Origin of the sequence: Lacrimispora sp. (assembly GCF_046972725.1) — a bacterium.
Lineage (GTDB): Bacteria > Bacillota > Clostridia > Lachnospirales > Lachnospiraceae > Lacrimispora.
Window position 1 is genome coordinate 176,661 of record NZ_JBKVXF010000002.1, and the last position, 20,122, is coordinate 196,782.

A 20,122-nucleotide genomic window follows, 5' to 3' on the forward strand; every position below is an offset into this window, starting at 1 on the left:
ACTTAAAAACGAAAGGGTGGGAAGACGATGATAGATATAAAAGAATTTATTGAGGATTGTATCGATAGAAAAGAAGAGGAAATGAAACGGGTCAGTGCCTCCATCTGGGAGTATGCAGAAGGCGGATATCAGGAATACCAATCGGCCGGATTGCTGTGCCGGACGTTGGAAGAGGAAGGCTTTACGGTTACTGAAAATCTTGCAGATATAGAAACCGCGTTTAAAGGTGTATGGGGAAGCGGCCACCCGGTGGTGGGACTGTTGGGCGAGTTCGATTCCCTTCCCGGATTGAGCCAGAAGGCAGGCTATCCGGTACATGAGCCGCTGGTTCCCGATGGAAGAGGTCACGGCTGCGGTCATAATCTGCTGGGGACCGGCTGCCTTGCGGCGGCAATTGCCATAAAGGAATATTTACAGGCTGCCGGAAAACCGGGAACTGTGATTTTCTTTGGAACACCTGCAGAAGAAATCGGTTCAGGGAAGACATTTATGGCAAGAGAAGGTGTCTTTAATGAGGTAGACTTTTTTTATACATGGCATCCCGGAACCACCAATGAAGCAGCAAACTGCCATATGGTAGCAAACTATTCCAGAATATACGAATTTAAGGGTGTGACGGCCCATGCCGGAGGCTCTCCTCATCTTGGAAGAAGTGCGTTGGATTCTGTAGAACTTATGAATGTAGGTGTCAATTATCTGCGGGAGCATGTCATCCAGGAAGCAAGAATCCACTACGCCTATCTGGATGCGGGCGGCACAGCTCCCAATGTGGTTCAGGATCATGCAGTAATCAAATATATCATCAGGGCGCCTTATATCTGGCAGCTAAATGAAATCACTCAAAGAATTGACAACATTGCCAGGGGCGCAGCAATGATGTGTGAAACAGAAGTAACCTATAAAACGGAATCGGCCTATTCCAATTACATACCAAATGAAGTTCTGGCAAAAGTGATGACAGATGCCATGATATCCATTGGAGCACCAAAGTGGACAGACGAAGATTATGAGCTGGCAAAGAAGTTTGCTGATTCCGTCAGTGAAAACTGCAAATCGGATGCCAGGCAGCAGCTCCTGCGGTACTTTGGAAAAGAGAAGCTGGAAGAAAAACTGGACCATCCTCTGGATGATGCAATCCATCCATATGATCCGGACCACCGAATCATTGTGACTGGTTCTACCGATGTGGGAGACGTGGGGTATGTGGCTCCGACCGTAATGGCAAGTGCGGCAACTGCTGCATTTGGGACTCCGGGGCATTCCTGGCAGATTACCGGGCAGGCCAATTCTTCCATCGGAACTAAGGGAATGTTATTTGCAGCAAAGTCCATGGCGCTTGCTTCGGTCCTTGTAATGGAAAGTCCTGAAACTCTTAAAGCAGCAAAAGCAGAGTTTATGACGAGAAATAACGGAATTTACGATTGCCCATTAGAAAAAGGGATTGCTGCACCTAAATTCATTTCTTGATTCATTCCAGCCGATTGGAGGTGGTTTTATGGCTAAATATATATTAAAAAGATTTTTGCAGGCAATTCCTACTTTTTTAATTATAACAGCCGTTGTTTTTTTCTTGTCCAATATGGCGCCGGGAAGCCCTTTGGATATGATTAAAGCAGGCGGAGAGCTGACCGAAGAAGCAGAAGCGGCTTTAAGGACTCAGTACGGACTGGATCGACCGCTTGTAATCCGGTATGTTACCTGGCTGGCCCAAGTGTTCCAGGGGAACTTTGGGATATCCACAAGAACTCAGCAGCCGGTATGGAATCTGATTTCCGAGCGTATCGTACCTACCTTGATCTTATCATTATCTTCCCTTGGGGTATCGCTTTTAATCGCCATTCCGGTGGGAGTCATGGCAGCAGTAAAGCCCTACTCGGTATGGGACAATATTTCTTCCTTCCTCTCTTTTATGGGAGCGGCTGCACCAAACTTTTTTATTGCACTGATTCTTGTTTATATTTTCTCTGTGAAACTGGGAGTCTTACCTGCAATGGGAATGTATTCCGGAAACAAAGGCAATGACATGGTTGATCTGTTGAAACATTTGATCCTTCCCTGTTTTGTTATGGTGATACAGATATTAGGCAATTTTATCAAACAAACGAGGGGAAGCATGCTTGATGTGTTAAATGAAGAATATGTGAAAACCGCCCGTTCCAAAGGTCTGAAAGAAGGAGTTGTTACCGTAAAACACATTCTCAGGAATGCATGGATACCGATTGTAGCATCCATTGGTATGACAGTTCCGCTGCTGGTTGGAGGAGCAACCGTAACAGAGCAGGTATTTGGCTGGCCCGGCATGGGGAGCCTTCTGATACTTTCTATCAGCCAGCGTGATTACAATACCATTATGGGGATTACCATATTGATTGCAGGTGCGGTTTTGATTGCCAATCTGCTGATTGATCTGATTTATGCTTATTTGGATCCGCGCATCCGTCTGGATTAAAGGGGGTGCTTATAAGTGAAAGGAAAAAGTGAATTTATAAAACATTTCCAAAAGCACAAACTGGCAGTCCTCAGCCTGATTATCATCGTATTGGAAATTCTGGTTGCTGCGCTGGTTCCTGTGTTAATGAACATCGACCCCAATGCGATTGACAGTGCTGCGTTTAACCAGGCGCCGGGAGCGGGGCATGTGCTGGGGACAGATGAAGTTGGGCGTGATATTCTGGCCCGTGTGCTGAGCGGCGGCAGGGTGTCTATCCTGATGGGCTTTCTTGCAACCGGGGTAAGTGTAGCCATTGGACTTCCCCTGGGACTGATGGCAGGATATTACAAAGGAAAGATTGAGACACTGGTTATGCGTTTTGCAGATATCTTTATGTCTTTTCCTGCTATGGTATTAATTCTTGTCTTTGTTGCTGTATTCGGTTCCTCCATTCCGATTATTATTTTACTAATAGGCGTTTTAAACTGGCCGGCGGTTGGGAAATTGATTTACAGCAATGTATTGTCAGTACGCAGTAAAGAATATGTGGAAGCAGAGTATGCCATTGGAACCAGTGACCGGAAAATAATATTTGAAACCATACTCCCCAATTCCATAGCCCCCTTGTGGGCAACGCTTGCATTCCGTATTTCCAATGCCATGATAACGGAATCAGCACTAAGTTTTTTGGGCGCGGGAGTCCAGCCTCCCCAGGCCTCCTGGGGAAATATTATTCAGGCAGCCACCAGCCTGATTGTATTAACAAAAAGATGGTGGATATGGATTCCGGCAGGTCTTTGTCTGGTAATTACCATAGTATGTATCAATTTTATCGGTGAAGGAATTCGGGATGCTCTCGATCCTAAAATGAAGAGATTGTAAGGAGGCGGCGGTTATGGCGGAAACAGTATTGGATGTACAGCACCTTCAGGTGAAATTCCGGGTAAGTAAAACGGATACCCTGACAGCCATTGAGGATGTAACATTTTCTGTAAAAGAAGGAGAGACTCTTGGAATCGTTGGGGAATCCGGCTGTGGAAAAAGTGTTACGGCAAATACCATTCTCCGGCTATTGCCGGAAAGGACCACTGTGATCTCCAAAGGAAGCATTCATTTTGAAGGCAAAGATTTAACAAAGCTGTCATTAAAGGAAATGAGAACGGTCAGAGGAAATAAAATTTCTATGATTTTTCAGGAGCCCATGACGTCTTTGAATCCGGTATACCGGATCGGGGATCAATTGGTGGAAATGTATCAGGCAAACAATGCGATCAGCAAAAAGGAGGCATGGGAGAAGTCCGCTAAGATGCTGGAAAAAGTTGGAATCCCATCGCCGGAACAGAGAATGCACGAATTTCCTCACAACTTATCTGGAGGAATGCGGCAGAGAGTTATGATTGCCATGGCATTATCCTCTGAGCCGGCTCTGTTAATTGCAGATGAGCCGACGACTGCTCTTGATGTGACGATCCAGGCTCAGGTATTGGAGCTGATGAGGGATTTACAAAATCAGATGAACACGGCGGTCTTACTCATTACCCATGATATGGGGGTGGTGGCGGAAAATGCAGACAATGTAATGGTTATGTATGCCGGTGAGGTTGTTGAATATGGAAGCGTGAAGTCCATATTTAAAAATTCTTTGCATCCCTACACCATAGGACTTTTAAGATCCATTCCCAGACTGGATCAGGATATGGAAGAATTGCAGACCATTGAAGGAACGGTTCCCTCCCTGGACCAGATGCCAAAGGGATGCCGTTTCAGTAACCGCTGCAGCCATTGTATGGACCGCTGCAGACAGGAGGCACCGGTGCTTAAGGAGCTGGAGGAAGGGCATCAGGTAAAATGCTTTCTTTTTTGACCCTTACAGAATAAGGAGGTTATATCATGACAGAAAAAAAGTCACTGCTGGTTGTAAAAGATTTGAAAAAGTATTTTTCTGTAAAGGGAGGGCCAGGAAGGAAAAAACTGACTTTGAAAGCTGTGGATGGAGTGGATTTAGAAGTCCTTTCCGGAGAAACCATTGGTCTGGTTGGGGAATCCGGCTGCGGGAAATCGACTCTGGGCCGCGCGATCCTGTCATTACATCCGGCCACCTCAGGCAGCATTCAGTTTGAAGGCCGTGAAATAGTGGGAAAAAACAGAAAAGAGCTTCGCCCTTACCGTCAATATATGCAGATCATTTTTCAGGACCCTTATGCTTCCCTGAATCCGAGAAAGACGATTTTTGAAACGGTAAAGGCTCCGCTTGATGCATATAAGATGGGAACGGAAGAAGAAAAGGTAAAGAAAACGGAAGAAATGCTCCGGTTTGTAGGAATGGGGGATTATCAGTTTTACAAATTACCTCATGAGTTATCTGGAGGCCAGCGCCAAAGAGTGGTAATTGCAAGGGCGATGATATTAAATCCCAGGTTTATCGTGTGTGATGAACCGGTATCAGCTCTCGATGTGTCAGTCCGCTCCCAGGTACTGAATCTGATGAAGGCGGCACAGAGGAAAACAGGAGTTTCCTATCTTTTTATCTCTCACGATATGAGTGTGGTACGGTATCTCTGCGATAAAGTTGCAGTCATGTATTTAGGGCAGATCGTTGAGTTCGGAAGTAAAGAACAAATCTTTCATCAGCCGCTTCATCCATACACCCAGGCACTTTTATCCGCCATTCCGGTGCCGGATGTGGAACGAGAGAAAAAACGGATTAATCTGTTAGGGGATGTCCCCAGTCCCTTGTATCCGCCCTCCGGATGCAGGTTCCATAACCGATGCCCCTTTGCAGCAGAAGCTTGCTCCAGTATGGAGCATCAACTGACAGATATGGGAAAGGGGCATTTGGCGGCCTGCCCCTATGCAGAGAAAATTGCGGCAAATTCATTCAGGTAAAAACGGAATCAGCTTAATAAAGAGGAGGAACTAACTATGAAAAAAATTCGGCTTGTAAGAGCAGCGTCCCTGGCATTGGCAGTTATATTGTCCTCAGTTATGGTGACTGGCTGTAAGGGGAATTCGGCAGCAGCAGGGTCAGAAAATTCAGCAAAAACTGCCGAAAGCGGCACTGCATCGGATATGGTGGTCACCATGGGAATGGGATCGGCCTGGGCTGATTTGATTCCTTACAATGGGGCAAGCGGCGGATATTACAGCCAGCTGGTATTGGAGCTTTTGTATGACCGGTTGTTTTACCTGTCTATGGATGGAACTGTGACGCCCAGGAATGCAGACAGCTGGGAAATTTCAGATGACAGACTCTCCATAGTATTTAACCTGAATAAGAATGCTGTCTGGAGTGATGGGGAGCCGGTCACAGCAAAAGATTATGTGTTTGCAGCCAGAATGATCACCAATCCGGCATGTACAGCCAATCATACATTTATGTATAGCATTCTCACCGGAGTGGATAAAAGCGGGAAGCAGAGTAAAACCGCAGAAGAGGTAGGTGCAGAAGCAATCGATGATTATACACTTCGCTATACGTTCCAGGGACCGATTTCAGAGGACGTAACATTCCCCTCGTACATGTATCTGTACCAGCCCCTTCCAGAGCATCTGTTAAAGGATGTTGCACCAGCGGACTACGTATCCAATACACTTTGGAATCAGCCGGTAGGCAGCGGCCCTCTGGTGTTTGAAAGTACGATTGCCGGCAGTGAACTGGTGATGGCATCCAATCAGAAATATTATATGGGTGCTCCCGGATTTTCAAAATTTAAGATTACTGTGATGGCTAATTCCAATATGGCCTCTTCCTTATTAGCCGGAGACATTGATCTGGCATACCCGCCGATGAGCGTGGATGATATCAATTCTCTGGAAGGTGCAGGTAACCTTAATGTTGCACATATGGAGGTGGCAACTCAGCCTTATATGCTGATGGTAAACAATTTATCTTATTCTGACCCCAGAGTCCGTCAGGCACTTGATCTGGCCATTGACCGTGATGCCATCTGTAAGATGCTCCAGAAGGCTACACCCCTTGAGTCTCCAATTATGGTCGGGACCAAGTATCATGATACTTCCATGACCTATCAGTATGATCCGGAAAAAGCAAAAAAAATATTGGAAGCTGCAGCAGCCGATGGTTCGATTGATCTTATAAAGGGAATTACGCTGCATACCCCTTCCGGTATAAGGGAAAAGGTTGCTAACATTATGCAGCAGAATTTTGAGGCCATAGGATTAAAGACCGAGATTAAGGTTGAGGAAGCGGCAACCATGTTTGCCGGTTTTTATGACGGAACTACCGAAATGGGCCTGGTAAATATGACGATGCAGTCCAATCCAATGTATCTAAAAAGCATGCTGACCAATGAAGCCGCCTCTTTTATCAATTGGCCGGATTCGACCTGGGATGATTACTATAATGAATTTATGAAAGCGGAAACCGATGAAGACAGAGTCAAGGTTGTTATGGATATGCAGAAAGAATGGAGAGAGCAGGAACCGATTATTTTCTATGCTGGTACATACGAAGACTATGCATTCAATAAAAGGCTGGGAGATGGGATTGGTCTGGAAGATATAGGACTGGGAAATCTGCCGGTGTGGACATGGAAAATACAAAATTAAATTAATTTTTATAGGATTGCAGCTACAAAAAGAAAGCAGCATAGGTAGATTTGCCTATGCTGTTTTCTATGTAAAAAGGTGAGGGGGAAGTAATGAAAATAAAGCATAAAAGTAAGAGCTGTACAATTAGATTTTGCTGTCTGGTTCTTGAACAATGTTTTTTCGCATATAGTTATAAAAAATATAACGGTTTAGATAATTAAGTAACATATATCAGTTATTATAAAAAAAAACAGTAATAAATTAGATATTTAAAAGCATACTATGATAATGAAGAAATACCTTGTGGGAAATTATCTATATTTCACAAAAAATATTGGATTTTTTGAAATGTATTGTGTTTTTAAAAGACAAGTGCTATAATTCACCCAACATATCAAACAAGAGAACGAAGGAGTCTCAACCGCAGGAGGTGCGGTTGCGGCTTTTTTCGCTTTTCAGAGCCTGGTTTTGCGTTCAGACCGGGATCAAAAGGAGAACGAGGAGGTTTTCCCCTGTATCATGATGGGAAAATCTCCTTTTTTATTTCCTGAAAACGTTTATATGACAAAAGTAAGAGGAGGAACTGTATATGAAAAGGAAATTATTATCTCTCGTTCTGACAGGAACAATGGCTGCCACCGTTCTTGCCGGCTGCAGCTCATCGGCTCAGCAAAGTTCAGCGGGCAAGGAAACCATCCGGGAGACAAAGGAGGCTTCTGAAGAAAAACTTATTAAGGTCGGAGTCATCGGGCCGGTAACCGGAGGCTCTGCAATCTATGGAGAGGGAGCCCAAAATGCCATTACCATGGCAGTCGAGGAGATTAATGCCAGTGATTCGGAGTACAAGGTGGAGATCATTAACGGAGGAAAGATGGCCGATGACGCCAGCGATGCCAAACAGACCATTAATGCATACAACAGCCTGATCAAGGAGAATCCGGATGCGGTGGTAGGAAGCTTTTTCTCATCCGTGACCCTTCCGATGGCGGAGCAGGCATCAAAGGACAATATGCTCCTGATTGCAACCGGAGCTACCAATAAAGATATTACATTAAAAGGTCCTACGATTTTCCGTGACTGCTTTATCGATCCCTATCAGGGCAAGATGGCGGCTCAGTTTGCCAAGGAAAAGGGCTGGAAAAAGGCGGCGGTCATCTATGCAAAGGATGATGATTATTCCAATGGCTTAAAAGATGCCTTCATCGAAAATGCAGAAGCAAACGGAATCGAAATCGTCTATACGGGTGAGTGTACCACGAAAGATACGGATTTTTCCTCCCAGACTTCTCAGGTTGTGGCAAAGGGAGCGGATTTCCTGTTCTATCCGGCATTTCTTGATACCGTCCCGCTTTTGGTAAGTGCAGCAAGGGATTCCGGCTTTGACGGAGCCATCATGGGAGGCGACGGCTGGGATGGAGCGGATACGAAGGGATTTGAAGAGAAATTCATTAACTGCTATTTTACCAATCACTATTCCTCCGAAGACACGGCTCCGGCAGTTTCCAACTTTGTTTCCAAGTATACAGAAAAGTACGGAGCTGAAAGTTTGAATGCATGTGCAGCCCTTTACTATGATGCCATCTACATGCTTGTTGAGGCAGCGAAAAACGGCGGCGCTGCTGATACGGCCTCCCTGGTAAAAGGAATGACAGGAATGACCTTTACCGGAGTGGGCGGAACCTTTACTCTTGATGAAAATGGTGATCCGGAAAAATCCGTAGCCATCAATACCTATGAAAGCGGCAAGGTGAAGTGGCTTATGACCCTGTCACCGGAAGGCACTAAGAATTAACAGAGTAAAAAATCAGGAGATGTGCATGAAGGCCCGGACAGCGTCTTTGTTGCACATTTTCCTTTTGAGAGAGAGAGGAAACCGCCTATGACATTTTCATTATTCTTACAAAGCGTGATTAACGGGTTGAACCAGGGGGCCATCTATGCTTTGATCGCTCTGGGTTATACCATGGTTTACGGGATTATCCGCATGATAAATTTTGCACACGGCGATTTCATCATGATCGGATCTTACACTTTGTTTTATACCATTCCCTTAATGATTCATGCAGGTATGCCCGCCTGGCTATCCGTCTTCCTGGCAATTCTTGTTTGTGCTGCAGTTGGTGTTATCGTTGAAGTGGTGGCATATAAACCAGTGCGGAAAGCAGGTTCCATGTCAGCCCTTATCACGGCTCTTGCCGTAAGTCTGTTTTTGGAAAATCTGGCAATGGTACTGTTTGGTGCAAAGCCTCAGAATGTCCAGAAGATATTTGATTTCCCCACCATCGATGTGATGGGAGCAGCTCTTCCGTTAAATGTGATTCTGACTATATTGATCGGTGTGGTCATGATGGCAGGACTTCAGCTCTTTATTAAAAATACCAGAATGGGAAAGGCCATGCGTGCGGTTCCACAGGACCGGGATGCTTCCATACTGGCAGGGATCAATGTCAATAAAGTCATCACCGTGACCTTTGCCATTGGTTCTGCCTTAGCGGCAGTCGCAGCCCTTATGTACTGCACAAAATATCCGCGGGTCACAAATGATATGGGTTCCATGATGGGGCTTAAGGCATTCATTGCTGCTGTCCTGGGCGGAATCGGAATCATTCCGGGAGCCATGCTTGGAGGGGTTTTAGTAGGGATCATCGAGATATTTGTCAAGCTGTTTGCTCCCGGATGGTATGAAGCCATTACCTATGCCATTTTAATTGTCATCCTGTTGGTAAAACCGTCCGGCATTCTGGGTAAGAATGTTGGCGAAAAAGTTTAGGAGGTGCACCATGGGAAAATCATATAAGTTGTCTTATATCCTTAATTTTTTTGGTGTGCTCTCTTTGTTCCTCCTTTTTGTCCTTCTCTTTGAATCCAGGATATTCGGAGACTCCACCCAGTACATTAAGGGAATATGCACCACCGCCTGCTATACAATTATAATGGTAGCTTCTTTAAATCTGGTAGTTGGCTGTATGGGAGAGTTCTCCCTGGGCCATGCAGGATTTGTATCGGTAGGAGCCTATACGTCTGCCATCGTATCAAATGCTCTTACGGGAAAGGGGCTGCCGGATCTGGCTTTGTTTATGGTGGCACTTTTGGCAGGGGGAGCTGCTGCCGGAGTGACCGGAATCCTGGTTGGCATACCGGCTCTCCGCTTAAGAGGGGATTATCTTGCCATCGTTACGGTGGCGTTTGCAGAGATCATCCGGGTCTGCTTTTGCAATTTTGCCATCACCGGAGGAGGAAAGACCATGAGCGGAATCTTAAAGCTGTCTGACTTTTACTGGTGCTACTGGATTATGGCGGCCTGTGTATGCGCGATGTTTATGTATGTACGAAGCCGGTTTGGAAGGACCGTCAAAGCCATTCGGGAGGATTATATCGCAGCCTCCGCTTCGGGAATCAATGTCACCTACTATAAGGTGCTGACCTTTACGGTAGCCGCCTTTTTTGCAGGAGTGGGAGGAGGGATCTATGCCCATTACATGACTGCCATGATTCCTACCAATTTCAACTTTATGTATTCTGCAGAGCTGCTTTCCGAGGTCATTATCGGCGGAACCGGTTCTTTCACCGGTTCTATTATCGGAGCCGCATTTTTATCGTCCCTGCCGGAAATGACCCGTCAGTTCTCCCAATACCGGATGCTTGCTTATTCCGTGGTATTGGTGCTGGTCATGATCTTTAAACCGGGCGGTATTTTTGGAACCTGGGAATTTTCCCTGACCCGCTTGTTCAAGCATCTGGCCGGGATTAAGGGCAAAGATAAAAAGTCCGGAAAAGAGAAAGCGAAAGCGAATGGAGGTGCGTAAAAATGACGGATTCAGAAAAAAAGACTCCTGTGTTAATGGCTCAGAATCTGGGAATCCGGTTCGGCGGCTTAAAGGCTGTGGATGGATTTGACTTAGAGATCGGAGAATCGGAGCTGGTCGGATTGATCGGGCCAAATGGGGCTGGAAAAACTACAGTATTTAACATGATTACCGGAGTCTATAAGCCAACGGAAGGATCCTTTTATCTAAACGGCCAGCGTATGAATGGGAAAAAAACCCATCAGATCGTAGAAGCAGGCATTGCCAGGACCTTCCAGAATATTCGGTTATTCAAGAAGATGTCAGTCATTGACAATGTAAAAGCGGCTATGAGCTCCAGGTTGTCTTATGGGCTGGTTCATGCGGTATTTCGTACTCCAAGGTACTGGAAGCAGGAGGAGGTGCTGACAAAGCGGGCCGGGGAACTTTTAAAGGTTGTCCATTTAAGCGGAAAGGAAGACTGTGAAGCCGGTAATCTACCTTATGGAGAACAGCGCCGCTTAGAGATCGCAAGAGCCCTTGCGACCAATATGAAGCTCCTTCTTCTTGATGAGCCGGCAGCAGGGATGAATCCTACGGAGACCGAGGAGCTTTTGGAAATCATAAACTATATCCGCAGGGAATTTAAGATATCGGTCCTTCTCATTGAGCACGATATGAGCCTGGTCATGAAGATCTGTGAACGGATCACGGTGCTTGATTTCGGCACCACCATTGCATCAGGAACTCCAAAAGAAATAGCAAATAACCAGAAGGTAATAGAAGCATATCTGGGAAAAGAAGAGGAGGTGGGGGAGGATGCTTGAGGTTAAGAATCTGGCAGTTTCCTATGGAGCCATTAAAGCCATCCATGGTGTTTCCTTAGAGGTTCATGACGGAGAGATTGTTTCTCTTATCGGAGCCAACGGTGCAGGAAAAACTACGATTTTAAGAACCATTTCCGGATTAAAAAAGGCCGATGAGGGAGAGATCCTTTTTGACGGTGCAGACTTAAGGAAAACAGAACCCAGCCGGATCATCAGCTTAAAGCTTGCCCATGTGCCGGAGGGAAGGCATATCTTCCCCCAGATGACGGTGGAGGAAAATCTGGAAATGGGAGCATTTACGGATCAGAAGGATATGGCTGCCACAATGGCCTCTGTATATGACCGTTTTTCAAGGTTAAAGGAACGGCGCAGACAGCTTGCCGGAACCTTATCCGGCGGAGAACAGCAGATGCTTGCCGTTGGCCGTGCGCTGATGGCAAAGCCTAAGATGATTTTAATGGATGAGCCGTCCATGGGATTATCGCCTTTGTTAGTCAAAGAGATTTTTTCCATCATCAAAGAAGTGAATAAAAATGGCATCACCATACTTTTGGTAGAGCAGAATGCAAAAATGGCATTGTCCATCTCAAACCGTGCCTATGTAATGGAAACGGGGAAAATCTCCATGGAAGGAAAGGCCGGAGATTTATTACGGGATGTGCGGGTAAAAAAAGCATATCTGGGACAATAGGAGGAAACCAATATGAAAGAACTTGCTTATTATGATGGTATAATCGGAACTCCGGATGAATTAACGGTCCCCTTTAATGACCGGGTACATTTCTTTGGAGACGGCGTTTATGACGCTACCGTAGGAGGAAACCATCAGGTCTATCTGCTTAAGGATCATCTGGACCGCTTTTATTCCAGTGCAAGGGCACTGGATATTAAGATTCCTATGGAAAAGGAGGAATTTGGCCGGCTGCTGACAGAGCTTCTTTCCAAAGTGGAGGGAAACACTCATTTTGTTTACTGGCAGGTGACAAGGGGGGCAGGAGCCAGAAACCATGTGTATGAGGAAGAAATGAAAGGGAAGCTATGGGTCATGATCCGTCCCAACAAGCTGAAAGATCCCGATGCTCCCATTAAACTGATCACCATGGAGGATACCAGATTTTTTCACTGCAACATAAAGACCCTAAATCTCATCCCCTCTGTCATGGCGTCCCAAAAGGCCAGGGAAAAAGGAGCTGATGAGACCGTTTTCCACCGGGGGGACATTGTGACGGAATGTGCCCACAGCAATGTATCCATTTTAAAAGACGGAATCTTTTATTCCCATCCCAATGACAATCTGATTTTGAGGGGGATTTCAAAGACCCATATGATTGAGGCCTGCTACCATCTGGGCATTCCGGTGCTGGAACGGCCCTTTTCCTTAGGGGAGCTGATGGAGGCAGATGAAATCATTGTGACATCCTCCTCCAATTTCTGCCTCCATGCAAATGAAGTGGACGGAAAAGCTGCAGGAGGAAAGGACCCTGTAACATTAAAAAAGCTGCAGGAGGAGGTCATTAAAGAATATCTGACTTACACCGGAAAGGAAAGCCTGTTTGACTGATTGATATGGCGCAGATCATGCGCTTTTGGAGGACATTATGGAAAGAGCGGAGCTGGAAAAAAGAAATGTAGGAGAAAATCTGGATGCGTTAATGAATCTGGATCCCAGAGGCTATGGGGTGTGCCGGATCCTCTATGCCGGAAGCCGGGCTAAGATGGGAGAACCTTTGGCTATGAGAGCAGCCCAGAAGCTATGTGAAACCGTAAAGGAAAATGATCTGGTCTATATTCTTACGGGATTTGTTCTTCTGCCCCATAAAGAGCCGGAGATGGATGGGATGGTGAGTTCCCTTTTACTTGCCCGGTCCCTGGTTCTTGCATTTAATGCAAAACCGGTGATCGTGTGCCCGGAGGAATGCGTGGAACCGGTAAAAAAGTGTGCAGGAGTGGTGGGACTTCATATTTATGAGGATTTAAACGTGGTGAAAGAGCTGCCTTACAGCATGGGAGTATTTTCCTTTACGAAGAATTCCGCAAGAGCACAGATTGAAGCAGAGTGGATGATTAAGGAGTCTATGCCGTCCGCAGTGATATCGGTAGAAGCCCCGGGGGCAAACCTTTTTGGAGTTTACCATAACGCAGTGGGAAAGGATGTATCGGAGCTGGAAGCAAAAAGCGATGTTTTGTGGGAAATGCTCCGGGAAAAAAAAGTCTTAAATATTGCCATCGGGGATTTGGGAAATGAGATCGGAATGGGCGCCATCGCCGGCCATATTGTTCAATACGTTCCATTTACCGGGCCGGGAGAATGTATCTGCGGCTGCAAAGGAGGAATCCTGTCTGCAAGCGGCGCTGATCATATCATCACAGCCACCTGCTCGGACTGGGGCTGTTATGGAATGATGGCAGCCCTTGCCTATTTAAAGAGGGACATGGAAATCCTTCACCGGGAGGAGATGGAGGCAGAGGTAATGCGGGTAGCCTCCCGGAGCGGGCTTGTGGATATGACCGGATCCCTTCTCCCTGGTATTGACGGATTCAATACCAGGATGAACACAGGGATCGTGAGCCTGATGCGGCAGTGCACCGCTTACGCAGTCCGTTATTCCAAGAATTCGGAGCACTGGTTCGGTCCTGTGCTGGAAAAAGGATTTTTCAGAGAAAGAGGGTAAGGTTTATGAGAATAAAGGCAGTGGGAGACCGTGCCGTATTGGTCGAACTGGGGGATTCTATCAACGAATCCGTAAACCGTAAGGTCATGGAGTTCAACAAAAAGGTTCTTTCCTCAGAGATGGAAGGAATTCTGGAAACCGTACCTGCCTTTTGCTCCCTTTTGGTTTATTACGATCCCATGGTTACGGATTACGATGCGGTGTTCCATTACATATCCAATCTGTCATTTTCCGGCTCAGAAAACCGGGAGCAGTCTGGCGCACTGGTGGAAATACCCGTGTGCTATGGCGGCAGTTTTGGACCTGATCTTTCTTTTGTAGCGGAACATGCAGGCTTAAAGGAAGAGGAAGTCATAAGAATCCATTCCGGCAGAGATTACCGCATATATATGCTTGGTTTTCTTCCCGGATTTCCCTATTTGGGAGGCATGGATGAACGGATCGCAACTCCCCGTTTAAACGTTCCAAGAACCCTGATTCCGGCAGGCTCTGTGGGAATCGGCGGAGAACAGACCGGAATCTATCCCATGGACTCCCCGGGGGGCTGGCAGTTGATCGGGCGAACCCCTTTTTGCCTTTTTGACCCGGAAAATGGGCAGAAAAGGCTTTATGAAGCCGGGGATACCATCCGCTTTGTTCCCATCAGTCTCCGGGAGTTTGATGAAATCAGGCGCACACAGGAAATGAGGTGACAAAATGGCGTTAGAAATCGTATTGCCCGGGCCTCTTTCCACCGTACAGGATTTAGGGAGAAGAGGGTATCAAAGCCTGGGATTCCAGGAAAGCGGGGCATGTGATAAATATTCCATGAAGCTTGCCAGTCTGCTTGCAGGAAATCTGACAGAATATGACCAGACTGCTGTGATAGAATTTACATACAGCGGAGGAGAACTCCGTTTCACATCCCCGGAGATATTTGCTTTGACTGGTGCGGATATGAGCCCTTCCTTAAACGGCAGGCCGGTTTCCATGTACCGTCCGGTGCTTGCAAAAGCGGGAGATATTCTAAGCTTTGGGTATGCCGCATCCGGCCTCAGAGCGTATCTTGGGGTATATGGAGGAATTTCTGTTCCACTCATTATGGGAAGCCGTTCCACCAATTTAAAATGCAAAGTGGGCGGATTGAACGGCAGGCCGCTCCGTGCCGGGGACATTCTGCCTACAGGAAAAACGGCGGAGCAGATTGGATCGCTTACGGAACTTATAAAAGGGAAAGAAAATGAATTATCCATCAGACAAGAGGAGCCGTGGCTGAAAAGGACTTACACCCCCTGGCGGTTTTATGGAAAGGAACGGTTTGTCCTTTTAAGGGCGGTAAAAGGACCTCAGGATGAGGCATTTACAGAGGAAGGGAAAAAGACCTTTTTAAGGACCCCCTACCGCCTGTCAAACGATTGTGACCGAATGGCCTGCAGACTGGAAGGTCCGGTCATTGAGATGGGGAACGGGGCAGATATTATTTCAGACGGAATTGCAGAAGGTTCCGTCCAGGTATCCGCCTCCGGACTTCCGATGGTCATGATGGCAGATCACCAGACGACCGGAGGGTATGCAAAGATTGCCACGGTGATCAGCGCAGACATTCCGGCGCTGGCTCAGCAGCGGCCGGGTGATTTTGTGACGTTTTGCTTTGTGACACCAAAGGAAGGGGTGGCTGCCTGCCGCAGAGAAGAAAAAAAGCTTTTATTCTTAAAAGAACGGCTCACAGACTTGGTCCCCAGCTTGATAAACACTTAACAGAAGGGAAGGAACGCCATATGGATTATAAGAATCATAAACCTGCAGAGGTAAGAACACTCATTCGGGAAGGTATCATCAATGGGCCTACCACTGGAATGTGCGCCGGTTATGCCCAGGGGAATCTGGTCATTCTTCCCGAAGCGCTGGCATGGGACTTTTTGCTGTTCTGCCAGAGGAATCCCCGTGCCTGTCCGCTCTTAGAAGTCTCGGATGCAGGCAGCAGGAGCTTCCCTCTGACTGCAGAAGGTAGTGACATTACAAAAGATATTCCCGGTTACCGGATCTATGAAGACGGTGTTCTTACAGGGGAATCGGAAGATGTATCCGAACTCTTTGAAAAATACCAGAAAACCAGGGGAAAGCTGGTAAGTTTTCTGATTGGATGCAGCTTTTCTTTTGAAGCCGAGCTTTTGGAAGCCGGAATACCGGTCAGGCAGATTGAGGAAGGGGTAAATGTTCCTATGTACAATACCAACATTACCTGTGCATCGGCTGGAGTATTTTCCGGTAATATGGTGGTAAGTATGAGGCCCGTTCCCCACAGCCAGGTACCCATGGCGGTTGCCATTACCGCTGCAATGCCGAAAGTACATGGTGCTCCAATACAGATCGGCTATCCGGAGACCATTGGCATCAATCATCTGGAGCAGCCGGATTACGGGGATCCTGTCACCATAAAGGAGGGAGAAGTACCTGTGTTCTGGCCTTGCGGAGTAACGCCTCAGGCAGTCGTCATGAACAGCCGCCCGCCCTTTGTGATTACTCATGCTCCGGGACATATGTTTATCACGGATGTCAAAAATGTAAAGTTAAAATATAGCTGATGCATCTGTGAGGAAAGGAGATGGATTATGGGGTCCATTGATTTAAACTGTGATTTGGGAGAAAGCTTTGGTGCATATAAGATTGGAATGGATGAAGAAATCCTTCCGCTTATAACCTCAGCCAACATTGCCTGCGGCTTCCATGGCGGGGATCCTTTGGTGATGGAGCGGACGGTGGCCTTATGCAAGGTACATGGAGTGAGAGCGGGAGCCCATCCAGGATTTCCCGATCTTTCCGGGTTTGGAAGAAGAAATATGAGTCTTTCCCCCAAAGAGGTAAAGGCCTGTGTGACTTATCAGATCGGAGCATTGCAGGCATTCTGCAGCAGTGCTTCCATAAAACTGTACCATGTAAAACCTCATGGCGCCCTGTATAACATGGCGGCGAAGGATTACAAGCTGGCAGCGGCTGTCTGCCAGGCAGTCAGGGAAGTTGACAAAAACCTGGTTCTTTTAGCCTTAAGCGGCAGTGAGATGATCCGTGCTGCAAAAGATTATGAGCTTACATATGCCAGTGAAGTGTTTGCAGACCGGGCTTATCAGAGCGACGGCACACTGGTTCCAAGAAGCCAGAAGGGTGCGATGATTGAGGATGAGGAAAAAGCCGTCAGCCGGGCGATCCGCATGGCAAAGGAGGGAAAGGTAAAGGCCATCGATGGAAATGATATTTCCATGGAAGCCGATTCCGTCTGTGTCCACGGAGATGGGAAAAAAGCCCTTGCTTTTGTAAGAAAGATACGGGAAGGTCTGGCGGTGAAAGGAATCGAAGTGTCAGGATTTTAATGGAAGCATAATGGTTTGCTGGCGATGCAGCCATAAAGGCTGCCAGCCAGCCTTGCCCTTATGATCCTTTTGTATCAACCATTTCTATTTTCATCTTCTGAATATCTGTTTCATAAAAATCTTTACTCCCATGTTTCCGGTATATAAAAATATCCACTCATATAAAATTTTTTAAAGCTCTTTCGTTTCTCATCTTTCTGTTTTTCTATCCATACGCAGGATTCGTTCTGTCTTTGTTCTTTCATGCCCCGAACGGTAATTAGTATTTGTATTTTTAATAAAAACTTACATGGAAACGGTTGATTTTTACGTTGTTAAAATTTTGTCTTAATTAGTGTTAGAATAAGAGTACAGCTATAAAAGATTTTAAAAAGATAGTACTGCTACCCTTACTTAAACGAAGCATAATAAGAGACAACAGGAGGATATGAATGTTTTCCATAGCTATTTGCGATGATGACAAAAAGGATACTTTAAAAATGGTGGCTCTGATTAAAGATTATATGAATGCCAGGCGGATTCCCTGTCAAGTGGATACCTTTCAGTCGGGAGAAGAACTGCTGGGGATACATAAAGTTTTTGATTTGATATTTCTTGATATTGGTTTAAGTGGAATCAATGGGATTATCGTTGGGAAAAAGATACGGGAAGAGAACCGGAATGTGAAAGTGATTTATACTACCAGCTATAAGCAGTTCTGCAAGCAGGCAGTCAATCATGTGCATGCATTTGCATATCTGGAAAAACCAGTGACACGGGATAAGGCAGAAAAGCAGCTTGACGAGATTTTACAATATATCCAGGAAGAACATGAACAGTCAGAAACAGTTAAATTTGAAATAATGGAAATTACTGCAGAAGGAGAAGTGGAAACCAGAATCAGGGATTTTGAAGTAAGGGAAATTTTTTATTTTGAATATTTTGACCGGAAGATCAAAATAAAGCTGGAAAATAAAGAGTATTTTTTTAAAGATCAGATGAAAGATCTTGCAGAAAAGATGATGGAACATCATTTTGAGATCTGCCATCAATGTTTTCTGGTGAATTTACGGCATGTAAAAAGAATAAAAGGGTATGAAATCTGTCTTACTAACGATGAAATCATTCCTGTTTCGCAGAAACGGTCAGCCAGTTTCAGAAAAAAACTCAATCAGTTCATTCTGAGTTATATTTAGGTGAGACTATGGAAAATTATATTTTTTTTGTATGTGGAATTGTGGTTTCGTGCCTGATTGATTGTGTGGTGACGTTTCAATTTGTGGAAGAAAGAAATCAAAGGTCATACCAAAGTCACTGGCTGTATTTTTTTATAAAAGCAGGTGTCTTTCTGGTCTGTGTCTGCATAAACCTTTTTAAACAGCCAGTTCTCAATATAATCACCTGGATGGCAGTGATCAGCATTATGAATCTTTCCGCCTTTAATAATAAAAGCAAAACAATCCGATACCGGCTGGTGGAAGTGATTATTTTAATATTATTATTGGCTATCGCCGAAGCTGCCGGCGTGGAGCTATTGAACTTTTTATTCTATAAATTACATATATCAGATATCCATACCATAATGGCTGAAAGTATAAAGATAACATTTTCCAAATTAATAGTTCTGGTGTTTTATTATCTGGTAATTACAAAGATTTGGAGAGAAGATTTTAACGTAAGATTTACCAGGACCCAATGCCTGATCGAACTGATCATCGTTTTGTTCAGCAGTGCCAATTTAGCAGTGATTCTTCTGGTTATTTCTAAGATGACCAGTAAAGCAGAGCATGTATGGATACTTGTGAATATGGGCTGCATGCTGGGCGCAGATTTGTATTTTTTATATTTTGCCAGGTTTGCGGAAGAAAACAACCAGTTAAAGGTGAAACTGAAACTTTTGGAACAGCAGTCCTTGCTCCAGTATGAATTTTACGAAGCGCAGGAGGCAAAATACAATGAATCCATTCAAATACTTCATGATGTTAATAAGCATCTGAAAATGATAGAAAACATCTATCAGACAAACCAAAAGGATCTGGCAATCACCTATACACAGGAAATCAGCCAGATGCTGCTGCCCTTAACTTTGGAGGAATATACAAACAACCCGATTTTAAATGTCATATTAAACGATAAAAAGAAAATCGCAGTTCTCCGTAACATTGCATTCAAGCTGGACATCGGCATTGTTGATTTAAGCTTTATGGAACCCATTGAAGTTACCACCATTTTCGGTAATTTACTGGATAACGCAATGGAAGCCTGTGAATCCGTGGAAAAAAATAAATATATTAAAATAAAGCTGGATAAATATCATGATTTTATAGTTATTAAAATCAGTAACAGCACAATGCCCATTGATAAATGGCATATGGGAAAGCCGGTTTCAAAAAAAGGCAGAAATCATGGAATCGGTCTGATAAATGTAGAAAATGTAATTAAAAAGTATCATGGGAGCATGGTTTTGGAAGAGCACGATCAGGAATTCAGCTGCAAGATCATCTTTAATAAGGCAGAGAATTCCCTGTAA

At 45.4% G+C, this 20,122-nt stretch carries 19 protein-coding genes; all 19 read left to right on the plus strand.

Features of this window, described 5'->3' with window-relative positions; translation table 11 throughout:
- Positions 1-27 precede the first annotated feature (27 nt).
- On the plus strand, positions 28-1,467 hold the full coding sequence (locus ACLTWA_RS08995) for an amidohydrolase (protein ID WP_412327363.1): 1,440 nt from the start codon (positions 28-30) through the stop codon (positions 1,465-1,467).
- Between the two features lie 28 nt (positions 1,468-1,495).
- Positions 1,496-2,449, plus strand: a complete 954-nt coding sequence (locus ACLTWA_RS09000; protein ID WP_412327364.1) for an ABC transporter permease — start codon at positions 1,496-1,498, stop codon at positions 2,447-2,449.
- A gap of 15 nt (positions 2,450-2,464) precedes the next feature.
- Positions 2,465-3,313 (plus strand): ABC transporter permease, encoded by an 849-nt coding sequence (locus ACLTWA_RS09005; RefSeq protein WP_412327365.1) that lies wholly within the window; start codon positions 2,465-2,467, stop codon positions 3,311-3,313.
- A 13-nt stretch (positions 3,314-3,326) separates the two neighbouring features.
- Positions 3,327-4,295, plus strand: a complete 969-nt coding sequence (locus tag ACLTWA_RS09010; RefSeq protein ID WP_412327366.1) for an ABC transporter ATP-binding protein — start codon at positions 3,327-3,329, stop codon at positions 4,293-4,295.
- A 26-nt stretch (positions 4,296-4,321) separates the two neighbouring features.
- Positions 4,322-5,317, plus strand: a complete 996-nt coding sequence (locus ACLTWA_RS09015) for an ABC transporter ATP-binding protein (RefSeq protein WP_412327367.1) — start codon at positions 4,322-4,324, stop codon at positions 5,315-5,317.
- 36 nt (positions 5,318-5,353) lie between these two features.
- Positions 5,354-7,000, plus strand: a complete 1,647-nt coding sequence (locus tag ACLTWA_RS09020; RefSeq protein WP_412327368.1) for an ABC transporter substrate-binding protein — start codon at positions 5,354-5,356, stop codon at positions 6,998-7,000.
- 571 nt (positions 7,001-7,571) lie between these two features.
- Positions 7,572-8,774, plus strand: coding sequence for an ABC transporter substrate-binding protein (locus ACLTWA_RS09025; RefSeq protein WP_412327369.1), 1,203 nt, complete (start codon positions 7,572-7,574; stop codon positions 8,772-8,774).
- Positions 8,775-8,861: 87 nt separating this feature from the next.
- The gene (locus ACLTWA_RS09030; RefSeq protein ID WP_412327370.1) at positions 8,862-9,752 is read left to right on the plus strand and encodes a branched-chain amino acid ABC transporter permease; all 891 of its coding nucleotides are present in this window, start codon (positions 8,862-8,864) and stop codon (positions 9,750-9,752) included.
- Positions 9,753-9,762: 10 nt separating this feature from the next.
- A complete protein-coding gene (locus ACLTWA_RS09035; RefSeq protein WP_412327371.1) occupies positions 9,763-10,788 on the plus strand; it encodes a branched-chain amino acid ABC transporter permease in 1,026 nt (341 codons plus the stop codon).
- Between the two features lie 2 nt (positions 10,789-10,790).
- Positions 10,791-11,594, plus strand: a complete 804-nt coding sequence (locus tag ACLTWA_RS09040; RefSeq protein ID WP_412327372.1) for an ABC transporter ATP-binding protein — start codon at positions 10,791-10,793, stop codon at positions 11,592-11,594.
- Positions 11,587-12,285, plus strand: a complete 699-nt coding sequence (locus tag ACLTWA_RS09045) for an ABC transporter ATP-binding protein (RefSeq protein ID WP_412327373.1) — start codon at positions 11,587-11,589, stop codon at positions 12,283-12,285. Before ACLTWA_RS09040 ends, ACLTWA_RS09045 begins: the two co-directional genes overlap by 8 nt.
- Before the next feature lie 12 nt (positions 12,286-12,297).
- Positions 12,298-13,155: an aminotransferase class IV gene (locus tag ACLTWA_RS09050; protein ID WP_412327374.1), complete on the plus strand. Its 858-nt coding sequence runs from the start codon at positions 12,298-12,300 to the stop codon at positions 13,153-13,155.
- 37 nt (positions 13,156-13,192) lie between these two features.
- Positions 13,193-14,266, plus strand: a complete 1,074-nt coding sequence (locus ACLTWA_RS09055; RefSeq protein WP_412327375.1) for a DUF4392 domain-containing protein — start codon at positions 13,193-13,195, stop codon at positions 14,264-14,266.
- A gap of 5 nt (positions 14,267-14,271) precedes the next feature.
- Positions 14,272-14,958 (plus strand): 5-oxoprolinase subunit PxpB, encoded by a 687-nt coding sequence (gene pxpB / locus ACLTWA_RS09060; protein WP_412327376.1) that lies wholly within the window; start codon positions 14,272-14,274, stop codon positions 14,956-14,958.
- 4 nt (positions 14,959-14,962) lie between these two features.
- Positions 14,963-16,003: a biotin-dependent carboxyltransferase family protein gene (locus ACLTWA_RS09065; RefSeq protein ID WP_412327377.1), complete on the plus strand. Its 1,041-nt coding sequence runs from the start codon at positions 14,963-14,965 to the stop codon at positions 16,001-16,003.
- Positions 16,004-16,023: 20 nt separating this feature from the next.
- Complete coding sequence (locus ACLTWA_RS09070) at positions 16,024-16,830, plus strand: putative hydro-lyase (protein WP_412327378.1); 807 nt, start codon at positions 16,024-16,026, stop codon at positions 16,828-16,830.
- A gap of 27 nt (positions 16,831-16,857) precedes the next feature.
- On the plus strand, positions 16,858-17,613 hold the full coding sequence (locus ACLTWA_RS09075) for a LamB/YcsF family protein (protein ID WP_412327379.1): 756 nt from the start codon (positions 16,858-16,860) through the stop codon (positions 17,611-17,613).
- Between the two features lie 431 nt (positions 17,614-18,044).
- Positions 18,045-18,788, plus strand: coding sequence for a LytR/AlgR family response regulator transcription factor (locus ACLTWA_RS09080; RefSeq protein ID WP_412327380.1), 744 nt, complete (start codon positions 18,045-18,047; stop codon positions 18,786-18,788).
- An 8-nt stretch (positions 18,789-18,796) separates the two neighbouring features.
- Positions 18,797-20,122: an ATP-binding protein gene (locus ACLTWA_RS09085; RefSeq protein ID WP_412327381.1), complete on the plus strand. Its 1,326-nt coding sequence runs from the start codon at positions 18,797-18,799 to the stop codon at positions 20,120-20,122.